General features: G+C 45.5%; 20 protein-coding genes. 7 read left to right on the forward strand and 13 right to left on the reverse strand.

Annotation, left to right across the window (positions count from 1 at the left end):
* Positions 1-25: 25 nt before the first annotated feature.
* The 7 genes from U0008_RS05655 to U0008_RS05685 form a co-directional block, all read right to left on the reverse strand.
* Positions 26-664 (reverse strand): OB-fold-containig protein, encoded by a 639-nt coding sequence (locus tag U0008_RS05655; RefSeq protein WP_043491680.1) that lies wholly within the window; start codon positions 662-664, stop codon positions 26-28.
* 435 nt (positions 665-1,099) lie between these two features.
* Positions 1,100-2,617: a sigma-54 interaction domain-containing protein gene (locus U0008_RS05660; RefSeq protein ID WP_226930114.1), complete on the reverse strand. Its 1,518-nt coding sequence runs from the start codon at positions 2,615-2,617 to the stop codon at positions 1,100-1,102.
* Positions 2,618-2,752: 135 nt separating this feature from the next.
* Positions 2,753-4,036 (reverse strand): amino acid permease, encoded by a 1,284-nt coding sequence (locus U0008_RS05665; protein WP_025800584.1) that lies wholly within the window; start codon positions 4,034-4,036, stop codon positions 2,753-2,755.
* Positions 4,037-4,197: 161 nt separating this feature from the next.
* Positions 4,198-5,391: a methionine gamma-lyase gene (gene megL / locus U0008_RS05670; protein ID WP_025800585.1), complete on the reverse strand. Its 1,194-nt coding sequence runs from the start codon at positions 5,389-5,391 to the stop codon at positions 4,198-4,200.
* Between the two features lie 320 nt (positions 5,392-5,711).
* Positions 5,712-6,152 (reverse strand): GNAT family N-acetyltransferase, encoded by a 441-nt coding sequence (locus tag U0008_RS05675; protein WP_043491685.1) that lies wholly within the window; start codon positions 6,150-6,152, stop codon positions 5,712-5,714.
* Between the two features lie 330 nt (positions 6,153-6,482).
* A complete protein-coding gene (locus U0008_RS05680; RefSeq protein ID WP_025800587.1) occupies positions 6,483-6,974 on the reverse strand; it encodes a FidL-like protein in 492 nt (163 codons plus the stop codon).
* Between the two features lie 12 nt (positions 6,975-6,986).
* Positions 6,987-7,805 (reverse strand): winged helix-turn-helix domain-containing protein, encoded by an 819-nt coding sequence (locus U0008_RS05685; RefSeq protein WP_051874092.1) that lies wholly within the window; start codon positions 7,803-7,805, stop codon positions 6,987-6,989.
* A 394-nt stretch (positions 7,806-8,199) separates the two neighbouring features.
* Here U0008_RS05685 and U0008_RS05690 point away from each other — a divergent pair, with 394 nt between their 5' ends.
* Positions 8,200-8,916, forward strand: coding sequence for a GNAT family N-acetyltransferase (locus U0008_RS05690; RefSeq protein ID WP_043491687.1), 717 nt, complete (start codon positions 8,200-8,202; stop codon positions 8,914-8,916).
* A gap of 106 nt (positions 8,917-9,022) precedes the next feature.
* On the opposite strand, the gene U0008_RS05695 is transcribed toward U0008_RS05690, so the two are convergent.
* Positions 9,023-9,532, reverse strand: a complete 510-nt coding sequence (locus U0008_RS05695; protein WP_043491689.1) for an RrF2 family transcriptional regulator — start codon at positions 9,530-9,532, stop codon at positions 9,023-9,025.
* A 234-nt stretch (positions 9,533-9,766) separates the two neighbouring features.
* Between U0008_RS05695 and U0008_RS05700 the strand changes: the two genes are divergently transcribed.
* Positions 9,767-10,969, forward strand: a complete 1,203-nt coding sequence (locus U0008_RS05700; protein ID WP_043491692.1) for an NAD(P)/FAD-dependent oxidoreductase — start codon at positions 9,767-9,769, stop codon at positions 10,967-10,969.
* 364 nt (positions 10,970-11,333) lie between these two features.
* Positions 11,334-12,788, forward strand: coding sequence for an EmmdR/YeeO family multidrug/toxin efflux MATE transporter (locus tag U0008_RS05705; protein ID WP_043491694.1), 1,455 nt, complete (start codon positions 11,334-11,336; stop codon positions 12,786-12,788).
* A gap of 55 nt (positions 12,789-12,843) precedes the next feature.
* Here the strand turns inward: U0008_RS05705 and lldD are convergent, their stop codons facing one another.
* From lldD to U0008_RS05725, 4 genes are all read right to left on the reverse strand, one after another.
* On the reverse strand, positions 12,844-13,989 hold the full coding sequence (gene lldD / locus U0008_RS05710) for an FMN-dependent L-lactate dehydrogenase LldD (protein WP_043491696.1): 1,146 nt from the start codon (positions 13,987-13,989) through the stop codon (positions 12,844-12,846).
* Positions 13,986-14,777, reverse strand: a complete 792-nt coding sequence (lldR, locus tag U0008_RS05715; protein ID WP_043491700.1) for a transcriptional regulator LldR — start codon at positions 14,775-14,777, stop codon at positions 13,986-13,988. The genes lldD and lldR overlap by 4 nt, the downstream gene beginning before the upstream one ends.
* A complete protein-coding gene (lldP, locus tag U0008_RS05720; protein ID WP_043491703.1) occupies positions 14,774-16,429 on the reverse strand; it encodes an L-lactate permease in 1,656 nt (551 codons plus the stop codon). The genes lldR and lldP overlap by 4 nt, the downstream gene beginning before the upstream one ends.
* Positions 16,430-16,675: 246 nt before the next feature.
* A complete protein-coding gene (locus U0008_RS05725) occupies positions 16,676-17,569 on the reverse strand; it encodes a LysR family transcriptional regulator (protein WP_025800596.1) in 894 nt (297 codons plus the stop codon).
* A gap of 185 nt (positions 17,570-17,754) precedes the next feature.
* On the opposite strand from U0008_RS05725, the gene U0008_RS05730 reads away from it, so the two are divergent.
* Together U0008_RS05730 and uraH are read left to right on the forward strand one after the other, a co-directional pair.
* Complete coding sequence (locus U0008_RS05730) at positions 17,755-18,150, forward strand: (R)-mandelonitrile lyase (RefSeq protein ID WP_043491706.1); 396 nt, start codon at positions 17,755-17,757, stop codon at positions 18,148-18,150.
* A gap of 128 nt (positions 18,151-18,278) precedes the next feature.
* Positions 18,279-18,692: a hydroxyisourate hydrolase gene (gene uraH / locus U0008_RS05735; RefSeq protein ID WP_025800598.1), complete on the forward strand. Its 414-nt coding sequence runs from the start codon at positions 18,279-18,281 to the stop codon at positions 18,690-18,692.
* 60 nt (positions 18,693-18,752) lie between these two features.
* On the opposite strand, the gene U0008_RS05740 is transcribed toward uraH, so the two are convergent.
* Complete coding sequence (locus U0008_RS05740; protein ID WP_043491708.1) at positions 18,753-19,367, reverse strand: TetR family transcriptional regulator; 615 nt, start codon at positions 19,365-19,367, stop codon at positions 18,753-18,755.
* A gap of 578 nt (positions 19,368-19,945) precedes the next feature.
* Here U0008_RS05740 and U0008_RS05745 point away from each other — a divergent pair.
* Complete coding sequence (locus U0008_RS05745; protein WP_043491711.1) at positions 19,946-21,109, forward strand: efflux RND transporter periplasmic adaptor subunit; 1,164 nt, start codon at positions 19,946-19,948, stop codon at positions 21,107-21,109.
* A gap of 38 nt (positions 21,110-21,147) precedes the next feature.
* On the forward strand, positions 21,148-24,261 hold the full coding sequence (locus tag U0008_RS05750) for an efflux RND transporter permease subunit (protein WP_043491713.1): 3,114 nt from the start codon (positions 21,148-21,150) through the stop codon (positions 24,259-24,261).
* The last annotated feature ends 421 nt before the right edge of the window (positions 24,262-24,682 follow it).

The following is a 24,682-nucleotide window of genomic DNA, read 5'->3' on the forward strand; positions in this document are numbered from 1 at the left end:
TTTGATATCATTAAGTAATATAGGTTTACAGCAAATTAGGCCAAGGGTTTTTACTTGCTAAAAATCGCGCTGCCGATATTTTGGCAATAATGAGTACGCGTTCTCCTCGGGTAAAAATAACGTCTGAGTTTTCTGGTTCGATCAAAAAATAATGGGGTTGTCCGTAGGCATCGATAATTTTGCATTCGGCTGACATCCCTGGCTGGCCTGCTGATTGAGTCACGAGAGCCATTGAACCAATAAAACTATCTTCTGACACAGCAAAGGATTCATCTTTTGGGAGATATGGGGCGAGCCATCGCCCTATGAAATGTAAAGTAGGCAACGATAGTACAAATGAAATCAGAGCCATTAACCCTGCTGATAGCGGTGTTTGAAGCAGGCTAATCATTAAATATTGCCCGCTGATGCCAATAATAGCAAAGCTACCCAGCAGTAAAACGAGCGTAACCAATAGCGGAAGTTTGCCAATGTGCAACCAGCTCAGCGCCTGCACTAACAGGTTATCCCCAGTGGCGAGATCAAGATGAGTTCCTATGGAGGAATCTATATGACTAAATGCGCTAGCGCCTATTAACAACGATAGAATTTCTAATACACCAAGTGAAATGATGAACGCGAGTGCAAAGAGAAAAGGGGCGTTATAGGCTGAGAGTAGTATCACTAGGGCATCCTTTCTGTGTATATCCGTAATATTTTCTATTCTAACGTTATTTTTTTATTTCGGATACGGAGGAGAAGAGATATAGGATAATGACGTGGAAAGATAAACTTTACGAATATTCTATGGTGAATCATCAAGGTTTAAAGTTGCTAGTGTCAACTTTCCAATCTTTGAGGTGCTAACCAATTATTATTTTAATGCAAACCAGACTGCCGAGATAAAATGGTGATAATAAACATCTTCGCGATATAATAATATTTAAATGGATGCTGTGGTAGCTGGGGAGCTTAGTTCTGGTTGTGAATAAATTACTCATATCCCCATTGTTATAAGAGTAATTCATTCTGCAAATGTTGGGAGCCTAAGTTGAGGGGGGAAGGAATTTTATCCATATAAAACATAACTATAATAAAAAACATATGAATTCCGAAGAAGCTATTTTTTGTTGCGAGACAGCAAATGCTCTAAATGATATTGCTTAATTTTATTGAGCACCGTGGTGTGTGATAGCCCCACTTGGCTTGCGACCTTCCTGGCAGAACCCAGCGAAACAAGATATTTCCTAATAATGTCGCGCTCTTGTTTTTCTATCATCGCCTTAATGCTGCCATTGTGTATATGTTCTTCTAGATGCTTATTTTCAGGCAGTGGGATATCAGTACCCGCGATTTCTTGTTTCTCTGCTAATAGCATGGTTCTAAGTAGGATATTCTTTAATTCACGTACGTTGCCTGGCCATGAGTACGCAGTTAGCGTGGCGAGAGCGCTGGGCAACAGCGTTAGTTTTTTATCCAGTTCTTGGCTGTATTTTTGGAAAAAATAACTGACGAGTGGAAGAATATCTTCTTTGCGATCTCTAAGTGGCGGGATGACGATAGGCAGAATATTGACACGATAATAGAGATCTTCGCGAAACAGCTTCTGTTCAATCAGGTGTTCTAGATTTTGGTTGGTGGCTACGATCACTCTCACATTCACATGCTGTGTCTTGAGTCCTCCCACGCGCTTAATCATTCCGTCTTGCAGCACTCGCAGCAGCTTGCTTTGAAGGGAAAGAGAAAGCTCACCAAATTCATCAAGAAAAACAGTGCCGTGATTGGCACTTTCAAACAAGCCCATCTTGCCGCCTTTAAGTGCACCGCTAAAAGCACCGTATTCGTAGCCGAACAGTTCGCTTTCAACTAAAGATTCAGGAATTGCTGCGCAGTTTATCGCTTCAAAAGCATTGTTCCGCCGTTCGCTGGAGTCGTGAATAGATCGTGCAATGAGCTCTTTGCCTGTACCTGTTTCGCCCCGAATCAGGACGGTGTATTTACTTTGCGCTATTTTGCGTGCTGCGGCTAAGCAGTCAGCCATGATAGGGCTTGCGTAGATGAGTTCATCGAAATCAGAGGATAGCTTTTTACTCTTGGGCGTATGTATTAGAGATGTATTCTTGGCCGTACCAAGAATAATATTGGCACCCGTAATTTTGTTATTGTGTAATACAGGGCGGATAGTGCAGCTAATTATCTCCCCGGTGATCTTGTTTTCTATTTCTTTAGTGCTGACTTTCCCACAGCGAAAATCTTTAACTTCTTCCCAATCAATCAGTGCAGATATATTTCTGCCAATCATTTCATGGCGTAATAAGCTGAACACTTTTTCTGCGCTAGAGTTAAAGTCATTAATAACGCCGTAGTTTGAAATAACAATGTGGGCAAAGTGCGAAGAGGGTGATGTAGCCGGTTCGCCATTAGCAGGATATATGCTTAAAATGTCATTATTTATCAGTAAATTACCTAGTAAGTATTGAAGTTTTTTTTCCGAGGGAATGCTAAAGCGAATGAAAATTTCACAAGATGATACGTGCATTGAATCAATATAAACATCCATGTTTCTGAATTCACTAATCACATCAGCAATCATAGCTGTGCGATCGATAGTTTTTATATTCCACCCAACGGTAAGCATGATAACCACCAGAGTCAAATGTATGGCGACTATGGTAACAATGTTTGTTAGTTGAGCAATTGCAGATTGTCCGGCGAGTGATTTGGTACCCGCCGGACATCACAATACTGAGATATTTTTGGAATGGACTAACCGCTATTCGAAAAATTTAAGGAAAGGTGATATGACCAGCAGTATGCCAAACGCTAACACACACCATGTTTGCACTCCTTTGAATTTATGTAGTTTTTTAACTTTATAGACAAGATAACACGGGATTAAACATGATACGATGCCGTAGAGTGGGCTGCCGATATGGAAGAAGATCACCACGGAGAAACCAAGAGAAACCCAAGCAAACAGTAGCAGAACAATAAAAATATAAACGCCTAGCCCAAGCGCTTTATGGTTGATTCTATCTTCTGGAATGAACCGTTGGATGATATTAACTAAAATACCTTTAACGGCTTCTTGAAAACCTAAATAGATACCCAAGAACGCTGTTAATACTGCGAAGATATTTAGCAGCGTTGTCATCACGTGGACAAGCGTTCCGGGGATAACCTTTGCTGCCATGGCGAGAGCAGAAATATTCAAGTTAAAGGCTTCTACGGCCTGCTCGTGGCTCATTGAGAAGGTAAAAGAGAATGAAAAGAATATTATTATACTAATGAGGATAATATAGGAAATGCGATGTACGCGGATGGCTTTATAAGTGGCAAGCTGCTTATCCTCCTCTCTTTTTCTATAGGCAATGTTCATCGGATTTAAGATTTGTACAAACACAGCAGAGAAGAAAGCAAAAGGGGCCGTTAACAAAACGTCTCGACAAAAAACACCCATTTCAGGAAATGCGGTAATATTATTCAAATCCCAGTGAGGGATCATCACTAAGCCGAGTAGGATAATAATGCCCACTTTTATGACAACCATCGGCCCTGATATTTTAAATAACAAGCGTTCACCGCGAGAAGCAATAAACACTAGTACCATAAAAACGATGAGTTTATATACAGCAGAGTTAGACAGAATCTGATCCGTTACCCCAAACGTTTTTAAATATGAAGCACTATCGTAAATAACTGAAATAGAATAGATAAACATGCCGTGGACCAGCATGATGAAATAGATGATCCCCAGAGCTATGCCCCAGTTTTTGCCAAGGTACTGGGTGATAATGTTGGAGTAGTCTTCACAGATATCGCTCTCTGAGAGCGTTTTCATATAAAGATTCTGTAGCATGTAAGTAGCAGGGTAGGCGATTAAAAATGCGACAATAAATACCCAAATACCTTTCAAACCGATTTGTACTGGAACTAATACGGTTCCAGCCCCAATAGCCATGCCGATGCACAGTAATATCCAGCCAATGTCATAGGCCGTGAGAGGAACGCTTTTGTATTGCCGCTTTGTTTCACTTAGGGAAGCAATGGTCGACATGAGTTACTCCTGTCTGAATAATCGAGAGAGTCAAAATTGCAGCGGGTGCCTATCTGTTTTATATGTGCGCACTCGGCTGTTTCCCCATGTGCAGCCACGGCATGATGATAGATTTCCCTATCGTGTGGGGCAGTGGCTGCTAGAGGACAAATGAGTAAAGGTTAATAAATCGCCTTATTAAAGGCTTGTTCGAGGTCAGCGATGATATCTTCAGGATCTTCAAGTCCTACAGATATTCTTATTAGGCCATCGGTAATACCGGCTTTCATTCTTTCCTCTGGTAACATAGGTGAATGCGTCATAGAGGCAGGATGCTGAATCAAGGTTTCAGTATCGCCAAGGCTGACTGCAAGCAGGCATAGCTCAACGGAGTCCATCACTGTTTGCCCCGCTTCAACGCCCCCTTTGATTTCAAAGCTAATCACAGCGCCAAAATTCGACATCTGTTTTTTGCCCAATTCATAGTTTGGGTGTTCTGGCAGGCCGGGATAATAAACCTTTGTGACGGCAGAATGCGAGGATAAAAATTTTGCCACCTGCATGGCATTCTGACAATGGCGCTCCATGCGCACGGCCAATGTTTTTAATCCACGTAGCGTGAGCCACGCGTTGAAAGGACTGATGCAGCCACCTGTTATATCTTTAACGCCGACAAAGCGCGCCTGATTGATGAATTCTTGGTCACCTACGATCACGCCACCAATTACATCGCCGTGCCCATTAATATATTTAGTCACGCTGTGAACTACGATATCGGCGCCAAATTTAAGTGGGTTCTGACAATAGGGTGACATAAACGTGTTATCGACGACTAATAATGCATCGTTGGCATGAGCGAGTTTGGCGCTTTGCTCGATATCGATAATGGATAAGGTAGGATTGGCAGGAGTTTCAATATAAATCACTTTGGTATTCGGTTTTATTGCTGCTTTGATGTTCTCTATATTGGCAGCATCGACAAAAGTAACTTCTATCCCGAATTTAGGCATGCTGTGCGATAACAACGCATGGGTACAACCATATATTGCCTCAGAAGCAACGATATGATCGCCTTGTCCGCATAGTGTTAGCAGCGTTGATGAAATAGCGGCCATCCCTGATGCGGTGGCAAGCGCAGCTTCGCCTCCCTCTAACATGGCAATTTTTTCCTCAAGAGCCGTTTGCGTTGGGTTTCCAAGGCGTGTGTAGATATATCCGGGCTCCTCAAGGGCAAACCTAGCGGCACCTTGTTTAGCGTTTTCGAATACGAATGTAGAAGTCTGAAAAATAGGGGTGGCTAGCGCACCGGTTGTTGCATCGGGATGCTGTCCTGCATGGATGATTTTAGTGTTATAGCCTTTGTCGCGCAGTTCCATACTTCGTTGCCTCATTAGGTTAGGTAATGTCCTAATGGATATAGCAATGGCTGTGCCATAATTTAATCTATTGAAATATATGTGTTTTATTATATTTTAATTCTTTTATGTCAATTTTATCACCAGTGGTGGAAATGTTATTTACAGTATAGAAAATAGTTTTTAAAATTTAAAAATAACAATTAATCTATAAAATAAAATAGAATTTTAAATCAAGATTAATTAATGTGTTTTATGATTAGCGTGGTAGATGTTGATATTAAAAGGAGGCGTTGGGGCTCCATTCATTATTAATACGCAGAAGCCCCAGATTATTTTTATTAAACTAATTTATTATAAACGTAGAATGCTTCGTCGCGGACATACCCGTTACTTTCGTAGAGTGCCTGTGCTTTTGTATTATCAGTGGCAGTACTAAGCATAATGAAAGCAGAGTTTGTTTCTTTTGCTAACTGATCAGCACGTTCAATGAGTTGTTTAGCAACACCGTGTTTTCTTGCCTCTGGCGCTACATACAAATCATAAAGTAACCAGATTCGTTTCATTTCTAGTGAGCAGAACAGCGGATAAAGCTGAGTAAAGCCTACGGCTTTTCCATTATCTTCTAAATAGTAGATGACTGATTCACCGAGCGTAATACGGTTTGTCAGAAATTCTTCAGCAGCTTCTTTAGATTCGCTGACCTCATAAAATTTGCGGTATCCAAGATATAAAGGAAGGATTTTTTTAACATCTTCTGGCTGGGCTTTTAAAATTTTCATTGTGTATCCTTATCTTGATAAAGAAAATATTATAACACTCGCACAATGTTGTATTTAGTACGTATATTCAATACGAAATAAGTGTAGCGTAAAAAACTATCTGCTTGTGATAATTTTTATCTTTGTCACAGGACTGAATAAATACGTATCATCTAATACATCATTAAACCGATGAATTTATGATATTGCGTCGTACGCTTCTTTTATATTTATAAATAGAAAATGGATGTTTTTGGTGTAAATATCTAAAATAATATATTTTATAGATTTTTATACTGATTAATCGATGAATCTCACCTTTTTTTTGCTATTTTGAAGAAGGTAAGACCGTTAAGATTTATCAACGCACATAATAATAGGGCTGTACATATTGCCAATGCTATAAGTGTTACTGTTAGCGCGGCGCACAATATACACTAAATCAGCGTTCGGTTTCCCAGTGATGTTGTTTTCGATAAGCTGCGTTGGGGTGTTGTCACGTGCTGCTATATGTTGTGCGTTTAATTTTATTGAAAGTATATTGTTAGTGTCTTTAGGTTGGTATTGGAATCCAACTTCTCTAGCAACATAATAGGTAGTTCCATTGTATTCAGCATCGCCAGATAATCCGATATATCCAGTTGAATCTGGTTTAAAGCGAACTAAAACGGTGCCTGAAAAATGAAAGGGTACATTTTCATTATCTCGGTTGGTGCTAAGTTTAAGGGTAGATTCACAAAATATATCGAGTTTTTCCTTATGTGATGCGGTATGCGGTGCAAAATAAACCCACAATGCAAAAATAAGATTAATTGCCAAAACAACACCGAATATTTTTTTCATCGTATTCATCACTTAATTAGTATAGTTGCTATGGCAGCTGGAATACTTGTCATCATTTATCTGTTCACAGATAGTAACGAAGATCATTGCTTTTTTACCCTGAAGTGCAGAATCCCCAACTTTAAGATAAATATCGCTGCCTAAGCGACAGCTGAGATCTGAGTTTTTTAAGCTATCATTCGCTAGGGCGAGAAGCTTATCTCTATTCGTTCTATCGGTATGGTAAAAGCTGTAAACTGGACATGAATCTATTTTCCCGACCAGATAGCGGCTTTCGAAAGAAGGGGGCGGAGTGACTGAGAGAAAATAATAGATTCCGTTGGCGATAGTTAAGAAAACCAAGGCAATTATGATGAACTTCTGCCACTTATTTTTTACTACAGCCTTAGACTGTGGTGCTGCTGTGGATAGTGCTTCGCCTGTATCCGTAATAATCTCAGGCGCTGCTATTTCTGCTGTTGAAGGTTCAATGGGCAAAGAGCTCTCAATGGTGACATCGATATCCTTGCTGAACATAAAGCCAACCGTGGGAATCGTCACGATCACCACTTCTTCGATGCCAAGATCGGCAAAGTTGCGGCGAAGCATGCTGACATACTGGTTTAGGCTATTGTTAGACGCTTTTAAACCATGAGCGTCCCAAACCTGTTCAAGTAGCTCATCGCGTTGCAGGATGCTGCCATGATGTGCGATAAGTAGGCTAAGTAGGCGGTTAGCCGTTGGTGCTAGCGTGATCTCACCGGTTGAAAAATAGCTCGGATCGTCGCTGATGAGCTTTATGCTACCGTCATCTGGGGTATAGATAATAGAGTGACTGATTCGGTAGATCATAATCTCACCAGAACATTTATAGTTTAATAGAGTATAAGTGACAGATAACAATATTATCAAGATATGTATTGAGATCTTTTTTTAAATAAAAATCTGCAACGAGATAAACTTTCATACGTAATACACAGTAATTGAATGGTTATTCAATCATTATTTTCACTGTAAGAATAATCTACACAGAAAAAGTCTTATTAATGTAAATGGTGTTTATGTAGTGAGGTGTTAGCTGTTTTTATTTTGTTAAATATTGTATTTGCATTATAGGATATATCTTAATTGGATGTGGGTGTATATACATATAATTTTATTTTCATTATATGAGGTCGTGGTTATTATTTTTCTGATAATAAGATACAATGGCATTACGGTACTCTACACAGAGAAAGCATTAGTTATGAATAATGAATATAATCAGTTCAACCAACCAGTAGGACATAGCTTACCTCATTGGAATGGATGTGAGGTGCCAACCCAATCCGTGCTTAACGGGCAGTATTGCCGGTTAGAAAGGGTATCCGCTGTTCATGCTGACGATCTGTTCGAAGCTTATCAATTGTCCGGCTCAGAAAAGGATTGGACGTATCTTCCTGCTGGCCCATTTAAGGATCGACAGGCGTTTGATCTTCACTTCAACGCAATCTTAGCTTCGGTGGATCCACTGCACTATGCGGTTGTTGATTTAGCGACGGGTAAGGCGATTGGTACCGTTGCGCTTATGCGCATTGATGCGAAAAATGGCGTGATTGAAATGGGATGGGTGGTTTATTCCAGAGCATTAATGCGTACTCGTATGGCGACGGAAGCACAGTTTCTGTTGATGTCATATGTTATGGATAATCTCCATTACCGTCGCTATGAATGGAAATGCGATTCCCTGAATGAAGGGTCGCGTAAAGCTGCGTTGCGATTAGGATTCAAATTTGAAGGCCTATTCCGTAATGCCACGGTCTATAAAGGAAGAACCCGTGACACCGCATGGTTTTCGATTATCGATGAAGAATGGCCAGAAGTTCGAAATGCACTTGTCTCTTGGTTAAGCTCGGATAATTTTGATAATCAAGGCCAGCAACGCCATAGCCTAAATGATGTTAGAAATAACAGCATGGCATGAGATTATTCTTTTCTGAATATAACTCTTATTCGCAATAAATCTATTGAGACGCTCTTGGGCGTCTTTTATTTTCTTCAGAAGTATCCGGCGATAATTTGCTGAGACTTTATCTCGAACTACGACGCTCTGAAATCCAGTCCTGAATTTCGATAGCGAAAGTGTCTGGCGCTTTACGGAATGTACGTCGAGCCAAATCTAAAATCGTGTGACGAGCCAACTCTTCTTCCATGCGTTGCTGGGCGCCATCCATGACCGCACGAATGCTGCATGGACCTTCACATGCCCAAGCCGGAGGTGTTTCCTCAAAAACAGCGAGGCGTTGACGAATTTCTTTGCACTCAAACACCGTCTTGGTGCCATCAATGGCCTGTGCAACGTCAAGCGCGGTAATGAGCTCAGGTGCTCTTGCTAAGCGGAATCCGCCGCCTTTACCTTCAGTGCTGACCACTAGCCCAGCACGTGAAAGACGGGTAAAAATTTTGGCAAGGTAATCGAAGGGAACACCTTGTAGTTCAGCCATCTCACGCACATTCATTTCACGATCGTCGCCTTTGCTATCGACCATGCATAACAGGCTATGAAGGCCATATTCCACGCCTGAACTATAGAATGCCATATCAAACTCCGCTTAGTAAATTCTTAGTAAGAATACATGGAACCGCACGCTCTGCAAAGGCATGTGTGAGATATAGCCTTATTTGAAATTTTAATAACTTTAAAATCAGATAATTAGATAAAGTCGCTGACTAGGCGCCAACGTTAACTCCGAAACATGTTGTCGGAGTTAACGGCGACATGTATAGTAGTAGTTATTGAAGTGGATGATCAAATAATCAAAAGGTAGCAAAGCATGAATAACCGTATTCTTATCGTTGGCGCTGGTTTTTCTGGCATGTGGGCCGCTATCAGCGCTGCGCGTTTAGCGCACCTGAATAATCGTCGTGATATCGAAATAACCGTCTTAGCGCCGCAGCCAGAACTGCGCGTTCGTCCGCGTTTTTATGAAGATAAAGTAGCCACGTTAGTTTCTCCTTTGCTGCCACTGTTTGGTGAGATTGGCGTTAACTTCCTGCAGGGAAGTGCAGAACAGATTGATTATAAAAGTAAAATAGTTTCATACCGTGACGGTGCAGGAAATGCCGCTTCGGTATCGTATGACCGGTTAGTGCTAGCCAGTGGTAGTCGTGTGAAGAAGTCGTTGGTTGAAGGTGCGCAGAAATATGCCTTCGATATTGATCAGTTAGAATCAGCCCAGAAGTTTGAAAATCATCTGCAAAATTTATCGAATCAAGAGCCGAGTGAAGCGCGTAATACCGTTGTCGTATGCGGCGGCGGATTTACCGGTATTGAATTGGCAACGGAGCTTCCTTCACGTCTTAAAGCGTTATTCGGCGAGGATACAAAGACTAAAGTCATCGTAGTTGAACGTGGTGCCGAAATCGGCAGTCGGTTCAGCGCTGAATTACGCGATGTTATCGCTCAAGCTTCTGAAGAGTTAGGTATTGAGTGGAAGCTGAATGCGGAAGTTGAAGTCATTGATGCCAATGGCGTGACGCTGAAGGATGGAACACGCATTGATACTTCTACCGTGGTGTGGACCGTTGGCGTAGAGGCCAGCGCACTCACACAGCAGTTGAAGGCTGAACGTGATAGTCAAGGTCGCTTGCTGGTTGATGAAAACTTGCAGGTTCGTGGATTGCCGGGCGTTTATGCCACTGGAGATGTTGCCCATGCCGCAACCGATAATTTAGGGCATAAAGCGCTGATGACCTGTCAGCATGCGATTCAACTGGGGAAATTTGCTGGTAATAACGTTGCCGCCGATCTTATTGGTGTTTCTGGCGTTGCTTACCGCCAGGAAAACTATGTGACCTGCCTCGATTTAGGCGCGTGGGGCGCGGTGTTCACGCAGGGGTGGGAACAAAAAGTTGAGTCGATTCGCGATGAAGCAAAAAAGATCAAAATCTCAATCACTAATGAGCTGATCTACCCACCAAAAGCAGAGCGCGATGTTGCTTTTGCTGCGGCAGATCCGTTGGCGGCGTTTGTATAACCCCGTCGACGAGGGGCAGGCTTTGAGCTTGCCCTAGCTTTTCTGAGTCATGCGATGTTGTGTTGTCGAATGTTAGCGTGGCTCAAAGATTGTTTTTTATTAATAATAAAAACGTATACCAATAAGTAATTATTGTTTTCTACGTTATAACCCTGCCAGCGAAATTATTATCCCCCTCACGCTAATTCTCTCTTTTTACAATACCTTAGTTTAAGTAAGTTTTTTGCCATTCCTTTTTGTTATGTCATAAATCACCTTTGTCCCGTTTTAGCGACAACAGTAGGATACAAAAAATACTTTGCAGAATAAGTATCTATAAATCATTATTTGAAACGTGGTTTCACTCCAATTTTGTAGGCTAATCTTGAACTTACATGCAGTACTGCGTCAGCGCGTAGCCAATACGCGTTGGTATGCGAAAAGAAAAAGTTATCGGGTTCTATTCTGGCGAGAAATAACGCCGCTTGCTGTTCCTATCTTGGTAGAAAATGCCTGTGTGTTACTGATGGGCGTCCTCAGTACTTTTCTCGTTAGCTGGATTGGCAAAGAAGCGATGGCAGGCGTTGGGCTTGCCGATAGCTTTAATATGGTGATTATTTCTTTCATTGCCGCCGTTGACCTAGGGACGACCGTGGTGGTCGCCTTTAGTTTGGGAACACGCGATCGCCGTCGAGCTCGCGCCGCCGCAAGGCAATCACTGGTATTGATGACGGTTGTTGCTTTGCTGCTGGCTGCGGGTATTCATTTGGCGGGTGAACACATTATTGATGTTATCGCCGGTGATGCGACGCCAGAAGTCAAAACGTTAGCGCTGTCTTATCTGCAAACCACGGTGTGGAGTTATCCCGCAGCGGCTATTGCGCTCATCGGTAGCGGGGCGCTGCGTGGTGCCGGTAATACAAAAATTCCCCTGCTGGTTAACGGTGGGATGAATATCCTGAACATCATGATCAGTAGCGTACTGATTTACGGCATCTTTGGCTGGGGTGGGCTTGGTTTTATCGGTGCAGGGCTTGGACTCACGCTCTCTCGTTATATCGGCGCGGCCTGCATTATTTACGTGCTGTTAAAGGGCTTTAACCCTGCGCTGCGTATTTCGCTGAAAAGTTATTTTAAACCGCTGAAGCTGAATATTCTGTGGGAGGTTTTGGGCATTGGTATTCCAGCCAGTATCGAATCGGTATTGTTTACCGGCGGTAAACTGCTCACCCAGATGTTTGTGGCGGGTATGGGCACCAACGTTATCGCGGGTAATTTTATCGCCTTTTCTGTGGCGGCATTAATCAACCTACCTGGAAATGCGCTGGGCTCCGCTTCAACGATTATCGTTGGACGCCGTTTGGGCAAAGGGCAAATAGGCCAAGCTGAACGTCAGCTGCGTTATGTGTTCTGGTTATCAACTATTGTCTTAACCATTATTGCTTGGGGAACCGCACCTTTTGCCGGCTTGTTTGCGTCTTTCTATACGCAAGAGTCAGACGTTATCGACGTGGTTAAAATACTGCTGTGGCTCAATGCCGCATTTATGCCGATCTGGGCTGCATCGTGGGTGCTTCCGGCAGGGCTTAAGGGCGCACGTGATGTTCGCTTTGCCATGTGGATTTCGATGCTCGGGATGTGGGGTTGCCGCGTCGTGGCAGGCTATACGTTAGGCGTTGTGCTTGGCATGGGGGTCGTTGGCGTTTGGCTGGGGATGTTCTTTGACTGGGCGGTGCGCGGCGTATGCTTCTATTGGCGGATGGTCAGCGGTCGTTGGCTATGGAAATATCCTCGTATTCAGCCTGAAATCGTGGAAATTGATACCAATAAAACAGAATAAGTCAGTCGTTGACGATATTCCTCCCCCCGTAACCGGGGGGAGATTGACGAATCAATTAGCTCAATCCTTCCTGCACCAAAGAGTCGCGGCTAATTTCAGCGATCGATTTTGCTCCTGTGAGCGTCATCGCAACGCGCATCTCTTTTTCGATTAAGCTCAGCAGATTTTCTACACCCGCCTGTCCGGCGGTGGCTAGTGCATACAAATAGGCGCGGCCTAATAATACGGAATCGGCACCGAGTGCGATCATTCTCACTACGTCTAAACCGCTGCGAATACCGCTATCGGCAAGAATTTTAATCTCGCCTTTAACCGCATCAGCAATCGCGGGCAGGGCACGGGCAGACGACAATACGCCGTCTAATTGGCGACCGCCATGATTCGACACCACGATGCCATCTGCGCCAAAACGAACCGCATCGCGCGCATCGTCGGCATCCAAAATGCCTTTAATCACCATTGGGCCGTCCCAAAAATCGCGGATCCACTCTAAATCGCTCCAAGAGATCGATGGATCGAAGTTCGTCGCCAGCCAGCCGATGTAGTCTTCAAGTCCCGTCGGCTTGCCCAGATAGGCTGAAATATTGCCTAAATCGTGTGGTCGGCCATTAAGGCCAACGTCCCACGCCCAGGCTGGATGCGTCATCGATTGCAGATAGCGACGCATGGCGGCATTGGGGCCACTCATTCCTGAATGGGCGTCACGATAACGCGCGCCCGGCGTCGGCATATCGACGGTAAACACCAGCGTTGAACAGCCTGCGGCTTTGGCGCGCTCTAAAGCATTACGCATAAATCCGCGATCTTTCAGCACATACAGCTGAAACCACATGGGGCGATTAATCGCCGGTGTGACTTCTTCGATAGGGCAAACGGAAACCGTGGAAAGCGTAAACGGAATGCCTTTATTATCAGCGGCGCGAGCGGCTTGAACCTCACCGCGACGTGCGTACATCCCGCATAATCCAACGGGACCAAGCGCAACAGGCATGGCGAGTTTTTCATTGAACAGTTGAGTCTCAAGGCTCAGCGCCGACATATTTTTCAGTACGCGCTGCCGTAACGCTACCTGCGACAGATCTTCTACGTTGCGTCGTAGGGTGTGTTCGGCGTAAGCGCCGCCGTCAATGTAGTGAAACAAAAACGGAGGCAGTTTGCGTTGCGCCGCGGCGCGGTAGTCGGTTGCAGCTGAAATAATCATGGATTTCCTTCCCTTGTTACATTTGTTTCTTCGTCGGGCAGGCGAGTGATACGGGCCTGCCGCGCTTCGTCTTCATGCAGATTTTTAATGGTGGAGTGAACGAAACCGAGGTGTGATTTTGCCGCTTTGCTGGCACGCTCGGGATCGCCGGCCAGAATGGCCTCAAGCAACTCGTTATGTTGCTCAGTGAGTCGAGAGAAAATGGTGGGTACGGTGTACATGCGCTGTCGGCTATGCATCACCGACGACTGCATTAAATCGAAAAAGCCGCGCATGGTTTGCAGTAACACCACGTTGTGTGAGGCTTCGGCGATGGCCAGATGGAAACGTACATCGGCCTGTGCCGCGAGATCGGGATTGTCGCTTTCTTTCAGTTTCAGCGTGGCATCAAAACAGTATTGGAGTTTTTCTTTGTCGGCGTCGGTGGCCCGCATTGCGGCATGCCATGCGGTGCTGGCTTCAATCGCGTGTCGGGCTTCGAGGATGTCGTAACGATAGTTGGGATCCTCGGCAACCAGCGTGCGCAGAGGTTCGACGATACGTTGTTCCGACCAAGGCTGTAGTTCAAAGCGCACGTAGGTGCCGCCGCCGCGGCGGCTGATCAGAATATTTTCACTGATCAGCTTCTGAATGGCTTCGCGCAGCGATGAGCGAGATACGCCAAGTTCGGCGGCAAGCTGCCTTTCGGCGGGCAAACGCATGCCCGCCTCCAGATTACGTTCGTTAATAATCGCCTTAACGCGCTCGACTAAATGGTCGGCAAGGCGAGGTTGTGGCAATGATGTCATGGAATCATCCAAGTCAGCAGATATGCCTGTAGCGTGGTAATTACGCCCACCATGCAGGTGAATATCAGGCTATGTTTCACCGTGAAGCGGAACAGATCCGATTCTTTACCAACCAGCCCAACGGCGGCGCAGGCGATGGCGATAGACTGCGGTGAAATCATTTTCCCCGTTACGCCGCCGGTGGTGTTTGCTGCAACGAGCAGAACATCGGAAACACCGATTTGCTGCGCGGTTGTCGCCTGAAGGGCCGCGAACAGCGCGTTTGATGAGGTATCCGAACCGGTAAGGAATACGCCTAGCCAGCCAAGGAACGGTGAGAAGAAGGTGAAGGCATCGCCGGTGTGTGCCAAAGCCAGCGCCAGCGTGGCAGATAAACCTGAATAGTTAGAGATGAAAGCAAAAGCCAAAACCATCCCGATGGAGTAAATCGGCAGCGCCAGCTCTTTCATCGTTGAGAAGAATGTCGCTACTGCGGCCTGTGGTTTCATGCGCAGATAGATAACCGAGATAACCGCCGCCACCATAATGGCCGTGCCGGTTGCCGAGAGCCAATCAAGTTTATACACCGCGGCATAAGGCATGCTTTCTGCTACCACCGGCGGCATTTTTGCTACCAGTTTATCCAGCAGAGGAACGGAGAAGTTAAACACCCAATCCTGTAATGCGCCACCTTTGGCAAACAATGCCTTGAACGGCGGAATGCTCCAAATAGTGACCGTGGCGGTCAGGAAAATGAAGGGCATCCACGCACGTACAACCTGTTTGGCCGTGTAGTTTTGGCGCGCGAGTGTTTGATCGGTGACGGATGCACCCACATCGTTAAATCGGAAGATACGCTTTGGCTGCCATACGCGCAGAAACATCGTGAGGCAAACGAGTGACACTAACGATGAAATGATATCTGGCAGCTCTGGCCCGATAAAATTAGAGCTCAGGTACTGGGCGACGGCAAACGAACCACCGGCAACCACCACCGCAGGCCAAGTCTCTTTGATACCGCGCCAGCCATCCATGATAGCCATAATCCAAAACAGTACGATGATGGTCAAGAAAGGCAGTTGGCGTCCGACCATCTGGCCAATCTCAAAGCTGTCTAGGCCAGTAACTTGTCCAGCCACAATAATGGGGATGCCCATTGCACCGAAGGCAACCGGCGCAGTGTTTACAATAAGGCAAAGGCCAGCAGCATAAAGCGGATTAAAGCCTAAACCCACCAGCAGCGCGGCGGTGATCGCTACGGGAGCACCAAAGCCTGCGGCACCTTCCAAAAATGCACCGAAGCAGAAACCAACAATCAGCATTTGCAGACGTTGATCCGGCGTGATGGAAAGAATGGAAGAACGGATGATGTCAAACTGCCCGGTTTTTACCGATATTTTGTATACAAATACGGCGGCGATGATGATCCAAGCGATAGGCCACAGACCATAAAAAAAGCCATAAATAACGGAAGCAAAGGCGCGGTCTGCGGGCATTTGGTAGAAAAACAGTGCCACCAAAAGTGCAATGCCGACCGTAATCGTGGCGGCAATATAGCCTTTGAGTTTGAGTTTTATCAACGCAAAGAAGAAGAACAAAATCGGTAACGACGCGATGAGGCTGGATAGCCAGATATTCCCGATGGGGTCGTAAACTTGTTGCCAAACTTGCATGCAGGTATCTCCAGAGAACAGACACTTTATTGTTCCGCTCCATTGGTCTGACCAAATTGGGCGGGTCACTGTTATAGTGTTCAATGGTTAATCTTTTGTTAATTTCTTGCAACGATAGCGTTTACTTTTTTTATTTTTCTGCCGCCAATGCTCACGTTTTTAGTTGGATTGGTACGACCAAAGAGAGGCTGAAGGGAAACTGCGGAGAATCGCCAGCGGACTTTGCCGCTGGCCAAATGTTAAATGTTAAGACTGGTAGCGCAGGGCGTCGACGAATAAGGAAAATGCCGTAGTGTGCTGTTTGCGGCTTGGATAATAAAGATAGTAACCGGGGAATGTGTTGCACCATGCGTCAAGTACTTGAACTAACCGCCCATCGGCGAGCTCGTTTTGCACTGAATCCTCAGGCACATAGGCTAAGCCAAAGCCAACCACGGCCGCATCAATACGCTGGCGTAGGCTGTTAAACGTCAGTTGCCCATCGACACGAACCCTCAGCTCTTGCCCATCTTTCTCAAACTCCCATGCATACAGTCCACCTCGCGTGGGTAAGCGCATGTTGATACAGCGATGGTTTTGCAGTTCCTGTGGTGTCGAAGGGCTGTTGTGTTGCTGGAGATACTGAGGCGATCCCACCACCACCATTCGCATATCGGGGCCAATCCGCACGGCAACCATGTCTTTAGCCACTTGCTCGCCAAGGCGAACACCAGCATCAAAGCGCCCATTAACGATATCGGTCAGGGAATTATCCGCCACGATTTCAACGTTGATATCGGGATAGTTGGTGAGAAACGATTTCAAAAATGGCCACAGAACAGAATCTACGGCGTGCTCTCCGGCGGTAATGCGAATATTTCCCGCTGGAGTGTCGCGCATATCACGGAGGGCATCTAGCTCGCTTTCAATCTCACGAAACCGTGGTTCAAGACTGTTGGCGAGTTTCTCACCAGCTTCCGTTGGCGCTACGCTGCGCGTAGTGCGGGTCAGTAAACGAATATCAAGACGCTCTTCAAGCCCGCGAATGGAATGGCTGAGCGCCGACTGCGATACGCCTAATTTCGCTGCGGCTTTGGTAAAGCTGCGTTCTCTGGCGACGACGAGAAATGAGATCAGATCGTTAAAGTTTTCTTTCAGCATTTTGCAGGCCTTTTGGCTCAAGATAGCGCAAGTATATGCCTATTTATGAATTTTACTCATAGCTCCTTGCGCATTTAGCTACCTAGTTCCGTTGTTTGAATCGGGGTAACGTTTAGGCCATATAGAGTACTAACGGCTTCAGCGCTTGATTGGCTTGGCTGTATAAGATCAAAGAAGAGGAAAATATGAAAATTATCCATAACGGTTCGCAGGCTTCACTGGTTGGTTCAGATGATTATTTTACCGGTCGTGTGCGTATCGATGGCCTATTTCAGGCTGAAGATCCTGCGCGCGTAGGCGGCGCTACAGTGACCTTTGAACCCGGTGCGTGCACCGCATGGCATACACATCCATTAGGGCAAACGCTGATCGTTACCCAAGGTCGCGGATGGGTACAGGAATTAGGTAAAGAGATTCAGGAAATTAACCCAGGCGATATGGTTTGGATCCCTGCTGGCGTTAAACACTGGCATGGCGCTACATCAGAAACCGCCATGACACACATTGCGATTGCCGAGTCATTGAATGGCAGCGTGGTGGAATGGATGGAGAAAGTGACGGACGAGCAGTATCGCAAATAGCGCTACACACAGCAGAACTGCGGTTTCATGCTGTTATCAGTCCATTGTTAAACTTTTTGTGATAAAGGCAGATCGCGTTTTTCGCGTGCTAGATTCAATGTTCAAGACAAAACAAAAAGGATTAACGGATGAAATTGTTGAAAATCGCGCTTCTGACCTCGCTTATCTCTTTGTCTACCACTGTGTTTGCGGAACAGGCTAAAAATCCGCTTAGCGTGCATATATTAAATCAGCAGACTGGGCTGCCTTCTGCTGGTGTTGCCGTCACGCTAGAACATAAAGAGGGCGATCGCTGGGTGAGTTTATCAAGTGGAGTTACTGACAATGATGGGCGTATTCCTGCATTGTACCCACAGGGGAAAAATATGGCGTTGGGGGATTATAAAGTGACGTTCAAAACGGGTGAGTATTTCTCAAAACTTAAACAAGAAACATTCTTCCCAGAAATCCCTGTTGTGTTTCACGTCATTAAAACTAACCAACATTTACATGTGCCTTTGCTGCTGAGTCAATATGGCTACTCAACATATCGTGGTAGCTAATATATTTTATATTTAACATTCACGTTTTAATTAGGTCGCATTTTCTGCGGCCTTTTTATTTTATTGCAGTTTCAGAAGGGTGATTAAATTATTTACTAACCCTGATGCGTTGCTGTCCAGATCGTAGTTTTCTGAAGACAATAGCCAATTCTCTATCAGTCCGCTCATATATGCGCGAATGATAATTATTGATTGAGGAATGTTTAATGTTGATGGCAATTGGTTTAATGTAACACAACGTTTTAGCGTGTTGGTTAAACGCGCCTCCTCAAAATAGACCATGCGACGTATTTCATGTCTGGGTGTCATTTCTTTAGTGAATTCACATTTATGGAACATTATTTCCATTAATGATTTCTGTTGGGGATCGCTCACCACTGCGCGTAAAAGATAGGTGAGTGTTTCTTGTAAGGCCTTTAAAGGATTGTCTTTGTTTTCACTATGTATTTTTTCTGATACGTGTAATGAGTAATGCGCAGATTGCTGCCATATCTCATTGAATAACTCTTCTTTGTTTTTAAAGTGCCAGTAAATTGCACCTCGAGTCACCCCCGCAGAGCAGGCGATATCACCTAATGTTGTGGATGAAAAGCCACGCGTTGAAAATTCACTGATTGCTACATTTATTATTCTTTGGCGAGTAATAAATGCATCCTCTTTAGTTTTACGTGCCATAGTGATACCAAACATCCAAGACGGTGATTTACAGGGAAGGATAGGATTTTGTAGGATGGGCATCATTCTATTCGCTACACATTCAGTTTGTCATTCTGATTTTATTATTTGGCTGTCTATTAATACTTGTGATTAAACTAGCCAACGTGTCTATTCAGAACCATATTAGTCATGAAAGTCTGGGTAATTAATGATAAATAAATTATATGTTTAAGATGTGAAGTATTTATATGGGGATTGTTTGAATTCAAACGTCAAGATGAACGTAAAGATAAAGTGGCTTTGATAATTAAACTTACACAATTAGCTGGGTGTTCTTGTTTTTTATCTGGATGTTAATCTCTTTTTCCTAAAAAATAGCGGGCTGCAACTCTGTTTTTCGTATCGCTGGATAAGTTTTGTTTTTATTTTTTGATGTTAATCATTTATGTGATTTATCAGTAGTGCGGCACCCACTATTTTCTATCAGAACACGTTGTTTATAACCATCAGAAGAACGATGTATGAATTATACCCGTACAACTTATTACCATTTATATGTACGCCTGGCGTCGTATCGAACTATTTAAGGAATAGTAATGAAGAAATACAGTGAGTTTATTCTCCTGCCATCAGTAATTCTCCTTTCCGCCTGCTTCGTGTTGTCTGGGTGTGATGATAAAGAGGTCAAAGCGCCTCTGCCGCAGCCCCATGTGGGGGTGGTGACGTTGAAAGCCGAACCTTTGCAAGTGACGACGGAATTACCAGGGCGTACAGATGCTTACCGTGTTGCTGAGGTTCGTCCGCAGGTAGGAGGAATTATCCTCAAACGTAATTTCGCTGAGGGGAGTGATATTCGTGGTGGCGAATCGTTGTATCAAATCGATCCTGCCCCCTACAAAGCCGCTTATGACAGCGCGCAAGGCGAGCTCGCCAAAGCTGTTGCCGCAGCAAAACTGGCTCATTTAACCGTCCAGCGAGATAAGCCGTTGGTTGGCGATCACTATGTTAGCCAACAAGAATTCGATACGGCGGTGGCCAATGCGCAACAAGCCGATGCTGATGTCCAAGCGGCAAGAGCCAATGTTGAAACCGCTCGCATCAATTTGGCCTACACCAAGGTGACTTCTCCTATCGATGGGCGAATCGGACAGTCCAACGTCACCGAAGGTGCGCTTGTGACTACTGAACAAGCTAATGCACTGGCGACGGTGCAGCAGCTTGATCCTATTTATGTTGATGTCACCCAATCAAGCAACGACTTCATCCGTCTTAAACAGGCCGTCATCCAAGGAAGCCTAGAAAAAAGCGCTCTGCAAACTCAGGTCACGCTGGTGATGGAAAATGGCCAGCCTTACCCGCTCAAGGGCCAGTTGCAATTTTCAGATGTGAGCGTTGATGAAAGCACCGGTTCGATCACGATTCGCGCCTTGTTCCCAAATCCTCAACACGATCTCTTACCGGGGATGTTTGTGCGTGCGCGTATTGATGAAGGGATGCAAAAAGATGCGTTGCTAGTTCCGCAGCAAGGAGTAGCACGCAACCCGCGCGGAGAGGCTACGGTGATGCTGGTTAACGCTAAGAGTCAGGTTGAAGTGCGCAATGTGACCGCGGCGCAGGCAATCGGTGATAAATGGCTGGTGACGGATGGATTACACAGCGGTGACCGCGTGATCGTCAGTGGGCTACAGAAAATACGCCCTGAAATGACGGTAAAAGCGGAAGAGCAGAATCTGCAGGCGAATGCGTCTCAGGGTCAGTAATCGCTACGGCGATAATTCATACAAGGTAAAACGAGCGTATGTCTAAGTTTTTTATTGAGCGCCCGATCTTTGCTTGGGTACTTGCCATTATCCTCATGTTGGCAGGGGGATTGGCAATTTTGCAACTGCCGATTGCCCAGTATCCAACGATTGCACCTCCTGCGGTGGCGATAACGGCAACTTATCCAGGCGCTGATGCGCAGACCGTACAGGATACGGTGACGCAGATTATCGAACAGAACATGAACGGCATCGATAATCTTATGTACATGTCGTCCACCAGTGACTCTGCGGGAGGGGTAACGATTACCCTAACCTTCAACTCGGGGACTGACCCCGATATTGCACAGGTTCAGGTTCAGAATAAGCTCCAGTTGGCAACGCCGTTGCTGCCGCAAGAAGTGCAGCAGCAGGGGATTAGCGTTGAAAAGTCCAGCAGCAGTTTCTTGCTGGTAGCAGGGTTTATTTCGGACAACAAAAGTCTCACTCAGGATGATATTTCTGACTACGTTGCTTCAAACATCAAAGATCCGATCAGCCGTAGTAGCGGTGTGGGTGATGTGCAGCTCTTTGGTGCGCAGTATGCCATGCGTATTTGGCTGAATGCCGATCAACTGAACAAGTATCAACTGACTACGGTTGATGTTGTTAATCAGCTAAAAATCCAGAATGACCAAATTGCGGCAGGGCAGTTAGGTGGCACGCCTGCTGTGGGTAATCAGCAGCTTAACGCGTCCATCATTGCGCAGACGCGTTTAAAAGATCCTGAAGAATTTGGCAAGATCTTGCTGAAGGTGAATCAGGATGGCTCGCAGGTTCGTCTGAAAGATGTGGCTCACATTGAGCTTGGCGGTGAAAACTACAATATCGTGGCGAAAATCAACGGACAACCCGCGGCTGGCTTAGGGATTAAGTTAGCAACAGGGGCCAATGCGTTGGATACGGCCGCAGCGATAAAAACGAAGCTAGCAGAGCTACAACCGTATTTCCCTCAGGGGATGAAGGTTGTCTATCCGTATGACACCACGCCGTTCGTTAAAATCTCGATTCACGAAGTGGTCAAAACCCTGTTTGAAGCCATTATCTTGGTCTTCTTGGTCATGTATCTGTTCTTGCAAAATATCCGCGCAACGCTGATCCCAACCATCGCAGTGCCCGTTGTTCTGTTGGGGACTTTTGCTGTGCTGTCCGCGTTTGGCTATTCGATAAACACCCTAACCATGTTTGGGATGGTGTTGGCGATAGGTTTGCTGGTTGACGATGCCATCGTCGTGGTAGAAAACGTTGAGCGTGTGATGGCGGAGGAGCATCTACCGCCAAAAGAAGCCACGATAAAATCGATGGATCAGATACAGGGCGCATTGGTTGGGATTGCCATGGTGCTGTCGGCGGTGTTTATTCCGATGGCATTTTTTGGCGGCTCAACCGGGGCGATCTATCGGCAGTTCTCCATCACCATTGTTTCCGCCATGGCGTTGTCTGTGCTGGTGGCGCTTATCTTGACGCCAGCGCTGTGCGCTACGTTGCTTAAACCCGTTTCAACTGAAGGTCATGGGGAGAAGCAAGGTTTCTTTGGATGGTTCAACCGCAAGTTTGAACAGAGTACACATCATTATACGGATAGCGTGGGTGGGATCCTGCGAAATACGGGACGTTACCTCGTTATCTACGTATTGATAGTTGTCGGTATGTGCGTGCTGTTCTTACGTCTGCCTACGTCATTTTTGCCCGAGGAAGATCAGGGCGTCTTTATGACGATGGTGCAGTTGCCTGCTGGAGCGACTCAAGCGCGCACCCAAAAGGTTTTAGATCAGGTGACGAATTATTACCTGACTAAAGAGCATGCCAACGTTGAGTCTGTTTTTACGGTGAACGGTTTTAGCTTTAGCGGATCGGGACAAAACTCCGGTTTAGCATTCATTAGTTTGAAACCATGGGACGAGCGTTCGGGGAAAGAAAATAACGTGACGTCTATCATCGGTCGTGCGATGAAATCTTTCACGCAGATCAAGGATGGTCTGGTGTTCCCATTCAACTTACCGGCCATTATTGAACTTGGTACCGCGACCGGTTTTGACTTCGAACTGATCGATCAGGCAAACCTGGGCCACCAACAGCTCACTCAGGCGCGTAATCAGCTGTTAGGTATGGTCGCTGAGCATCCAGAAGTGATGGTGCGTGTACGTCCTAACGGGCTGGAGGATACGTCTCAGTACAAACTGAATGTGGATCAGGAAAAGGCGCAGGCGTTGGGCGTGTCGCTCTCGGACATTAACCAAACCATTTCAACTGCCTTAGGGGGAACCTACGTTAACGACTTTATCGATCGCGGGCGTGTGAAGAAAGTTTATGCTCAGGCCGATGCGCGTTTCCGTATGCTGCCAGACGACATCAATAATTGGTATGTACGTGGTAACAGCGGAAAAATGGTGCCTTTCTCCGCGTTCTCGACCGCCAGTTGGATTAAGGGTTCACCGCGTTTAGAGCGCTATAACGGCTTGCCGTCGATGGAAATTCTCGGCGAAGCGGCACCGGGTAAAAGTACTGGTGATGCCATGCAAATGATGGAACAACTTGTGACTAAGTTACCTTCAGGCATTGGCTATGACTGGACGGGCATGTCCTATCAGGAACGCTTGTCGGGAAATCAGGCACCAGCCCTGTATGCCATCTCGCTGGTGGTTGTATTTCTATGCTTAGCGGCGCTGTATGAAAGCTGGTCTATACCGTTCTCGGTAATGCTAGTTGTTCCGCTTGGCGTGGTCGGTGCCTTATTGGCCGCGGCATTACGCGGTATGAACAACGACGTTTATTTCCAAGTTGGGCTATTAACCACCATCGGCCTCTCCGCTAAAAACGCCATTTTAATCGTCGAATTTGCTAAAGATCTGATGGATAAAGAAGGCAAAGGTCTGATCGATGCCACCTTAGAAGCGGTGCGAATGCGTTTGCGCCCAATCTTGATGACTTCGCTGGCGTTTATTCTGGGGGTTATGCCGCTGGTTATCAGTTCTGGTGCAGGTTCAGGTGCGCAAAACGCCGTGGGTACAGGGGTGATGGGAGGAATGCTGACGGCAACGCTGCTGGCGATTTTCTTTGTTCCGGTATTCTTTGTGGTTGTGCGCCGTCGCTTTAGCAAAGCACAAGACTAAAAATAAAGGCTGTTAAATCAAAAGATAAAGGCCTGTGATGATGAGTCACAGGCCTTTACATCAAAGTTTTCCATACCCCTTTGCATATATCTTCTGTGTACCGAGATCTATCTCGCAAAACTTACAAAAGCCATGTTACCCAGCGTCGCAGATTCCGTGACGTAAAAAGTACATATATGGCCTGAATAAGTGTAATCGCTTTCATTGTTGTGAATGCAACTCCCCGTTCTCATTAGATTTCTCTATCTCTACCGTGGTGTGGTGAAGTTAAACCGTCCATAACCTCAAGAAAAAGTTAGATAAAGCTAAGATGTATTCACTTTGTTAATTTTTCAATACTGTGATGTAACCCAAATCTCACTTCAACGCATTGACTATAGTGATCCCTGTTCGGTTGCTTTTTATCCAACCATTGCTCAAT

This window comes from Hafnia alvei, from assembly GCF_034424155.1.
GTDB classification, from domain to species: Bacteria; Pseudomonadota; Gammaproteobacteria; order Enterobacterales; family Enterobacteriaceae; genus Hafnia; species Hafnia alvei.